Source organism: Arhodomonas sp. SL1 (assembly GCF_052060015.1).
Classification (GTDB): domain Bacteria; phylum Pseudomonadota; class Gammaproteobacteria; order Nitrococcales; family Nitrococcaceae; genus Arhodomonas.
Map to the genome: position 1 here is coordinate 1 of NZ_JBPODZ010000031.1, position 7239 is coordinate 7239.

The following is a 7239-nucleotide window of genomic DNA, read 5'->3' on the forward strand; positions in this document are numbered from 1 at the left end:
TTCACAGAGGACCTTGGCCATTATCCCAGCCTACAGCCCGACTCGGTACACGCGGGCGGGAATAAATCAGTGTTTCCTTAGCCCCCACCGGAATTGTTGGGCGGTCCGTTGCCAGGATTGTTAGGCGGGCCATTGCCGGGATTGTCGGGAGGCCCGGGGCCGTTATCCTCCTCGCCTTCGTCGCCGCCGCCGTCTTCACCTTCACCATCCTCTTCGCCCTCACCGCCCTCGCCGTCCTCACCGTCTTCGTCTTCACCACCGCCGCCATCTTCAGGCGGAGCTGCGCCGCCCCCATCGTCGTCGCCATCCCCTTCGTCGTCGCCGTCGTCATCACCGTCCCCCTATTCACCACTGTGGTTGCTCAGCGGTCGCAGGGTGTTGTTGCGGATGGCGACAGTGAGCTCGAACTCCGGTGCGTCACGGTCGTCGGGTAGGTCATTCAGGTTGGTGTCGGCCTCCAGTGCGCCAAGGAGTGTGAAGGGGAGGCGGACGGAGCGGACTTCGTCGAAAGCGCCGGAATCGAATTCGTCTTCGTATTCGAGTTCACCATCATCCTCGGCGATACCGAACCACATCTCGCCGTTACGGAGCTCGATCCCACGGAGGAGCTCCTCGGCCGCTCCATCATCTTCCGAGTAGCTGACCTCGCGGTCATTGTTGTCGAAATCGTAAGTTACCGTTTTCACGTTTCCAGAATCATCGTCACAATAGCGAAGCGTCAGTTCGAGCGCGTTCTCATCCCATTCCATGGGCGTAGTCGGTGGCCCGCAAGCCCCACCATATCCTGCCATTCGTATGTCCCGCGCTATGAACTCGCTGAAGAAGCGGACGTCCTCAGCGAGCCGGCTCATGTGCTGCTGGGTGTCCTGGGTCTGGCGGCTGGCGGCGAACAGACTGACGATGCCGAGTACGAGGATGCTGCCGATGAGCAGCGAGATCATCAGTTCGACGAGGGTGACGCCGCGTTGTGGTTTCCAGTCCTTGGTGCGCATCGTCGGTCTCACAGCCGGAAGTAGTAGCGGAAGGTGCGGAGGTTGTCGTCCTGACCGCGATTCGGTTCCTGCCACTGGAGGATGAGCTCGTACACGGGGTCGTCGGAGTCCCCAGTATTCGTCAGGGCAACCGTCGCGTTGGCGGGCAGGAGATCGGCGGTATTCGCCGCCCAGCGGGCGATGTCGGCATCCACCAACTGAGTCTCGGTACACGTGCTCTTATCACAAGCGCTGGCTTCTTGATCGTTGGCATACCCGGATAGAGTGGAATTGTCAGCGGGCTCATCGCCGTTACTATTGTCGATGGCCTCTTCATAATCCTCTGCGACGCCAGAGTTGACTCGGATACGCTCCTCGAGGTCCATGGCCTGGACGCTGGCCGCTGAGGTGAGATAGGCGCTGTGGCTGAAGGCGAGGGTGTTCACCTGCAGCGCCAGGACGCCAAGGAGACCGACCGAGAGCACCACCACGGCGATGAGTACCTCGATGAGGGTGAAGCCCTGTTGTCTTTGTCGATGGTTCATCGCTGGTCCCTCAGCTGCCGTCGCAGGGGTAGTCGCTGTCGCCTTCGCGATACGACGCGATCCTGCCGGCGCGGGTGACTTCCACACAGCGCGTGGCGATATCGACGCCGTCGTAGGTGAGCTCGTACTCCCGAGAGTTGCCGTCCTGGGACTGCCCCCGTGGGTTGAAGGTAACGTCGGAGTCATCATCGAGCTTCACGTTTTCATGCTTGGAGAACGTGCGGCTCTGGTCGCTGGCCGTGTCCGCGGCGTCTACGGTGATCCAGCCCTGGGCGGCCGAGTCGTCGATGGTTACTTCCCAGTCCTCCGCCTCGCGAACGGCCTGGCTGCGGGCGAAGGTGAGGGCACCGACAAGTTCATTGGTAGCCGAGGTCAGCCGGTTGCTCGCGATGGTCTGCTGGAACGAGGGCGTCGCGATCGCCGCCAGGATGGCGAGGATCACAATCGTAACGAGCAGCTCTATGAGCGTGAATCCGGAACTGGTTCTCATGATGATGAGGATATCAGGGGGATGAGACGCTGCCAGCACACGGTGATGGCCGGGACCAATTTCGCGATGAGCGTCACGGGACGCGTGGAAAACGGGCGGGATAGTCGACGGACGGTGCACATTACGGGCTGGCGCAGTCGTAGCCTTCCGTGCGGATGCGTCCGTTGCGGGAGAGTATCACCTTCCGTCCCTGGCCGCCGGTGCAGAAGCGTGCGGTCCCCGCAAGAAACGCACCGCTGGTCTGGCGGGGCAGGCCATCGGCGCCGAACCGGACATAGCCGTCCCCGGGGTAGTTGGCGGTTACGGTGGTATCAGGGGTCGGCCATGCACGGAGGGTCGCCGCCGAGTCCGACGGGTCCGTGGTGATGAGCCAGCCGTCGGCGAAGGTCGCGGCATTGTCGCAGGACTGGCCGTCGGCGGAGGGGCAGAGGACCACAACGGCGGCGTCGCGCACGGCGCGGCTTCGAGTGCCGTGGAGGGCGGCGATGAACTCGTTGGTGGTGGTGGTCAGGCGGATGCGGTCCAGCAGCCGGGCGAAGGAGGGCGCCGCCATGCTGGCGAGCACCGCGATGACCGCGATGGCCACCAACAGTTCGACGAGGGTGAATCCGCCGTTGCGTTTCATAGCGCCCTCCCTGGCGCCGGCGCCACGTCCCTGTGGCGATGGGCGTCAGCATAGCCCATGCCCTCTGGATCAACAAAGCCGGTCCGGAGGACCCGGTGGTCGGGATCGCGCGCCCGGCGGTCCGCGATCGGGATGACGGGGGTATCAATAATGCGTCACTATGTGACGAGAACGGCAGGACCAGTGGGTGCCATGGAAAACGAACAAGGAAAACGTCGAGATGCCCGGGGCTTCACCCTCATCGAGGTCATGATCGTGGTGGTGATCGTCGGCATCCTCGCCGCCATCGCCTATCCCGGCTATCAGGATTACATGCGGAATTCGCAGCGCGCTGAGGCCCGATCGGAACTGCTGCAGGCTGCACAAAGGCTAGAGCGCACTTACACGGCGGAGAACGAGTACTCAGCCGACAACACGACATGGTTTGATGGTGATGATGGCTATTGGTCAGTGGAGGTCAACATCACGGACGGTGGCCAGGGTTACGAGCTCACTGCCAATAAGAGCGGCGGGATCACGGATAATACCTGCGACGGAAATATGACGCTGGACCAGGCCGGCAACCGTGACCCGGATGACTGTTGGTAAGATTGGCCTGACGGCATGGTGCCGTTCGGGATCACCGATCGCAGCCGGGCGGTGGCGCTTGTCCACCGCTGGCACGCTGGACTATACTTCGCTCCCTCACAAGCCGGCGTAGCTCAGCTGGTAGAGCAACGCATTCGTAATGCGTAGGTCCGCGGTTCGAGTCCGTGCGCCGGCACCAGGCAGATCAAGGGGTTAGGTCGATAGGCCTGACCCCTTTCTCTTTACTGGGGGTCGAAATCGTGACTCCGATGCCCGCTACTTACATGCTCTAAACAAATCCCGCACAGGACGTTCTGTGGCAACCGTTTTCGGTGAGGATGCGCTGGACAGGCTTACGGTAATCGTCGGCGCCGCCGGGCTGCGAACACGGGTACTGGCGTGGGCAATCAGCTCCACGGGTACGTCCACACCGTCGTCGAGGTCCCCGCCGGCCTCCAACAGATCAGGGATGGCCCCGGGCAGCTTTAATGAATGGGGCTTTGCCAGTCGCACGCTGGATACCACACTTGCGTTGATGGACGCCAGCTGACGAGAGATGCCGCCATGATCCGCCAGACCAAGATCGTCGCCACCATGGGGCCGGCCACGGCAGAGCAGCCGGTGCTTGCGGGGATCGTCGAGGCGGGGGTGGATGTCGTTCGACTGAACCTCTCCCATGGCAGTGCCGAAGACCACCGGCGTAATGCGGCCAATCTGCGCCGCAGCGCCGATGACGCGGATCGCCTCGTGGGACTGCTGTGCGACCTGCAAGGGCCGAAGATCCGCGTGGAAGGCTTTCGGGAGGGGCCAGTCCAGCTCGAGGCGGGAGCGCCGTTCTATCTCGATCCTGCGCTGGATCCGCAGGCGGGGACGGTCGAGGGAGTCGGGGTCGCCTACCAGGGGCTGCCCGGCGATGTGGCGCCCGGCGACACGCTGTTGCTGGCCGATGGTTTGATCCGCCTGCGGGTCGAGGGGATCGAGGGTACGCGCATCCACACCCGCGTCGAGATCGGTGGTGTGCTCTCCGAGCGCAAAGGGATCAACCGCCTGGGCGGCGGCCTTTCCGTGCGCGCACTGACGGATAAGGATCGCAAGGATATCGAACTGGCGGCCGAGCTCGAGGCGGACTACCTGGCGGTGTCGTTCCCGCGCGATGCCCATGATATTGAGGAGGCCCGCGAGCGGTTGCGGGCCGCCGGCGGGGACGCGGGTATCGTCGCCAAGATCGAGCGCCGCGAGGCCCTGGATGCGCTGCCGGAGATCATGGACGCCGCCGACGCGGTGATGATTGCACGGGGCGATCTGGCCGTGGAGATCGGCTACGCGGAGCTGCCCGGTGTGCAGAAGCGCATCATGCGCCTCGCTCGTCAGCGCGACTGCGTGGTCATCACCGCGACGCAGATGATGCAATCCATGGTCACCAGCCCGGTGCCCACCCGTGCGGAGGTCCTGGATGTCGCCAACGCCGTGATCGATGGAACGGATGCCGTCATGCTCTCCGATGAAACGGCGGTAGGGCAGTATCCGGTGGCAACGGTCAAGGCCATGGCGGAAGTCTGTATCGGTGCCGAGAATTCCGTGGATACGCCTTCGACGCCACCCTCGACAGCCCTCGACAGCCCGCTCCATCGCATCGATGAGACCATCGCCAAGACCGCCATCGTCGCCGCCAATCGATTGTCCGTGGCCGCCATCGCCGCACTCACTGAATCCGGCTCGACGGTGATGTGGATGTCGCGCATCGGCACCGGCATCCCCATCTATGCGTTGTCCGAGCAACCGCGCACGCGTACCCGCGTAACCCTCTTTCGCGGTGTCCTTCCGGTGAGCTTTGATCCCACGGTGCGCGACCAGGGGGTGGTGGACGGCGAGGTCGTGGAGCGGTTGCGCGAGATGCACGCCCTCGAGGCCGGCGAGTTGGTGATGATTACCAAGGGGGACCTTGCCGGTGTCCGAGGTGGCACCAATGCTATGAAGATCGTTTCGGCCTAGCTCCGGTTCCTATGAAGAGGCCATCACCGGTGTATGCCCTGTTGCGGTATCCGATAAGAAGGATAAAGTGGCCCAATGGGTAAGGAGCGCCGGAGGCAGCGTCGCCAGGAAGTTCCGAGTTCGCATGCCGAGTGGGCTCCCCGTCGGCGCCGCGCAATTGGCCTTGGTGTCTACGTGGTGGTCGTCCTGCTGGCCCTCATCGGCATCGGGCTGACCGTGTTGGCGCTGGAAATCCAGTCGGGCGTGCGTGCCTATGTCACCGGCGAGAGCCAGTGGTCCAAGGGGCAAAAGGAAGCCGTTTACCAATTGGAGCGCTTTGCCAGCACGGGGGAGGTGAGTGACCTAAAGGAAGCCCGTGAAGCGCTACAGGTCCCGTTGGCCGACCGGCGGGCGCGGCTCGCTATGGAGCGGCAGCCGCCGGACCGGGAAGCAGCGATCCGGCATTTTATCGAAGGGCGCAATCACCCTGATGATGCCCCTCGGATGGTATGGCTTTTCCTCTACTTCCGCGGCGCACCCTATCTCCGGGATGCCGTGACCTACTGGCGCGAGGCCGATGCTCATATCCTGCGCCTTGCGGCCATGGCGGATGCAATGGAAGCGCATTTCGAAGCCGGCCGGTTGGATCCTGGCACCCTAGATGAGCTGCGTGAGGAATTGAGTCGAATAGCAAAGGACGTACGCCCCCTGCAGGACGGATTCTCGGATGCGCTGGGCGAGGGTTCCCGATGGATCGGCCGCTGGCTCAAGGCCGCCGTGGCAGCCGCGATTGCCGCGCTGGCGCTTATTACCAGCCTCGTTTTCCATTGGGCTACCCGTCGTATCGCCGATTCCGAAATGAGGTTTCGCGACACATTCGAACAAGCGGCCACGGGCATGGCACAAATACGACCGGAAGGTACCCTGGTGGCCGTCAATAACGCCTTCTGCGAGCTTCTGGGCTACTCGCCTAACGATCTGGTCGGGAGGTCCCTATCGGAATTCCTGTGCGCGGACCAAGATCCCGGCAGCCTCCATCGCTTCCTCGCGGGCGGCGGTGATCGGCAAAAGCAAGAGTACCAGCTCATTAGTCGGAACGGTGCCAACCTATGGTGCAAACTCTCGGTTTCACAGGTTGATACGGCGTGGGGCGGCCGGCAGCACCTGATTCTCGGGGTCGAGAACGTCACCGAGGCAAGAGAGCTGATGCAAGTGCTGCATTATCAGGCGCGCCATGATGCACTCACGGGGGTGGTGAATCGCCGGGAGTTTGAGGAACAGCTCGAACGAGGCCTTCGCCATGCCCGGGAGCATGGGACGCAGCATGCCGTTTGTTTCATCGACCTGGATCAGTTCAAAGTCGTGAATGATCGATGCGGCCATTTGGCCGGAGACGAAGTCTTGCAGGAAGTCGCGCGACTGTTGCGAGGCGAACTTCGTCATACCGACGTTCTGGCCCGACTCGGTGGTGATGAGTTCGGCGTCATCCTGTGGGATTGTGACGAGGGTGCCGCCATTGCCGTCGCGGAAAAGCTACGGCATGTGGTCCGGGGGTACGTGTACAGCTCCGAGGAAACGACGGTTCGCCTCGGAGCAAGCATCGGCTGCGTCGCCGTCGACCGGTCGGTGTTCAATGTTGAGGATGTGCTGCGAGCCGCTGATGCGGCCTGCTATCTCGCCAAGGAGTACGGTCGGGATCGGGTCGTTCCCTATTCTCCGGGCGATCATGATCTGCAAGGGTTGAGTCCCTAACTCGGGGTGTTGTAGGGGTTTTGGGGGCCGTTCAGGGGGTGCCCTTCACCACCATGGAGCGAACCGCGTAGTCGCCACCGTCGTTGACCATTACGACGCCACGAAACGGATCGGTGAAACCGCGGTCCGTCACCTGGATCAGCGACTCTCCATCGAGGTCGATCTGCATGCGCCCGTCCCTGTCCCGGGTCCAGAGGATCGCGTGGGTGGCGCCGTCCTCGATGTCTACCTCACCCTGGTAGCCCCGGTTCCACAGGTTAAGGCCGTGAGAGGTGGTATTTGCGGCCTTGGGGCTCTGTCGGATCAGTGACTTAAGCG

The 7239-nt window shown here is 62.9% G+C and carries 9 protein-coding genes and 1 tRNA gene; 4 read left to right on the forward strand and 6 right to left on the reverse strand.

Annotation, left to right across the window (positions count from 1 at the left end):
- Position 1: 1 nt before the first annotated feature.
- The 5 genes from ACQ754_RS16785 to ACQ754_RS16805 form a co-directional block, all read right to left on the reverse strand.
- A complete protein-coding gene (locus ACQ754_RS16785) occupies positions 2–331 on the reverse strand; it encodes a hypothetical protein (protein ID WP_440998197.1) in 330 nt (109 codons plus the stop codon).
- Between the two features lie 10 nt (positions 332–341).
- Positions 342–992 (reverse strand): PilW family protein, encoded by a 651-nt coding sequence (locus ACQ754_RS16790; RefSeq protein WP_440998198.1) that lies wholly within the window; start codon positions 990–992, stop codon positions 342–344.
- 8 nt (positions 993–1000) lie between these two features.
- Positions 1001–1516, reverse strand: a complete 516-nt coding sequence (pilV, locus tag ACQ754_RS16795; RefSeq protein ID WP_440998199.1) for a type IV pilus modification protein PilV — start codon at positions 1514–1516, stop codon at positions 1001–1003.
- Between the two features lie 10 nt (positions 1517–1526).
- Entirely contained in the window at positions 1527–2006 is a 480-nt protein-coding gene (locus tag ACQ754_RS16800) for a GspH/FimT family pseudopilin (protein WP_440998200.1), read from the reverse strand.
- 121 nt (positions 2007–2127) lie between these two features.
- A complete protein-coding gene (locus ACQ754_RS16805) occupies positions 2128–2631 on the reverse strand; it encodes a GspH/FimT family pseudopilin (protein ID WP_440998201.1) in 504 nt (167 codons plus the stop codon).
- Positions 2632–2823: 192 nt separating this feature from the next.
- Here ACQ754_RS16805 and ACQ754_RS16810 point away from each other — a divergent pair, with 192 nt between their 5' ends.
- The 4 genes from ACQ754_RS16810 to ACQ754_RS16825 all read left to right on the forward strand — a co-directional run bounded on the left by ACQ754_RS16810 (position 2824) and on the right by ACQ754_RS16825 (position 6921).
- A complete protein-coding gene (locus ACQ754_RS16810) occupies positions 2824–3219 on the forward strand; it encodes a type IV pilin protein (protein WP_440998202.1) in 396 nt (131 codons plus the stop codon).
- Positions 3220–3321: 102 nt separating this feature from the next.
- A tRNA-Thr gene (locus tag ACQ754_RS16815) sits at positions 3322–3397 on the forward strand.
- Positions 3398–3765: 368 nt separating this feature from the next.
- Positions 3766–5190: a pyruvate kinase gene (pyk, locus tag ACQ754_RS16820; protein ID WP_440998205.1), complete on the forward strand. Its 1425-nt coding sequence runs from the start codon at positions 3766–3768 to the stop codon at positions 5188–5190.
- A gap of 75 nt (positions 5191–5265) precedes the next feature.
- A complete protein-coding gene (locus tag ACQ754_RS16825) occupies positions 5266–6921 on the forward strand; it encodes a sensor domain-containing diguanylate cyclase (protein ID WP_440998203.1) in 1656 nt (551 codons plus the stop codon).
- Positions 6922–6952: 31 nt separating this feature from the next.
- Here the strand turns inward: ACQ754_RS16825 and ACQ754_RS16830 are convergent.
- The coding region (locus ACQ754_RS16830) for a hypothetical protein (RefSeq protein WP_440998204.1) at positions 6953–7239 on the reverse strand (287 nt) is incomplete at its 5' end.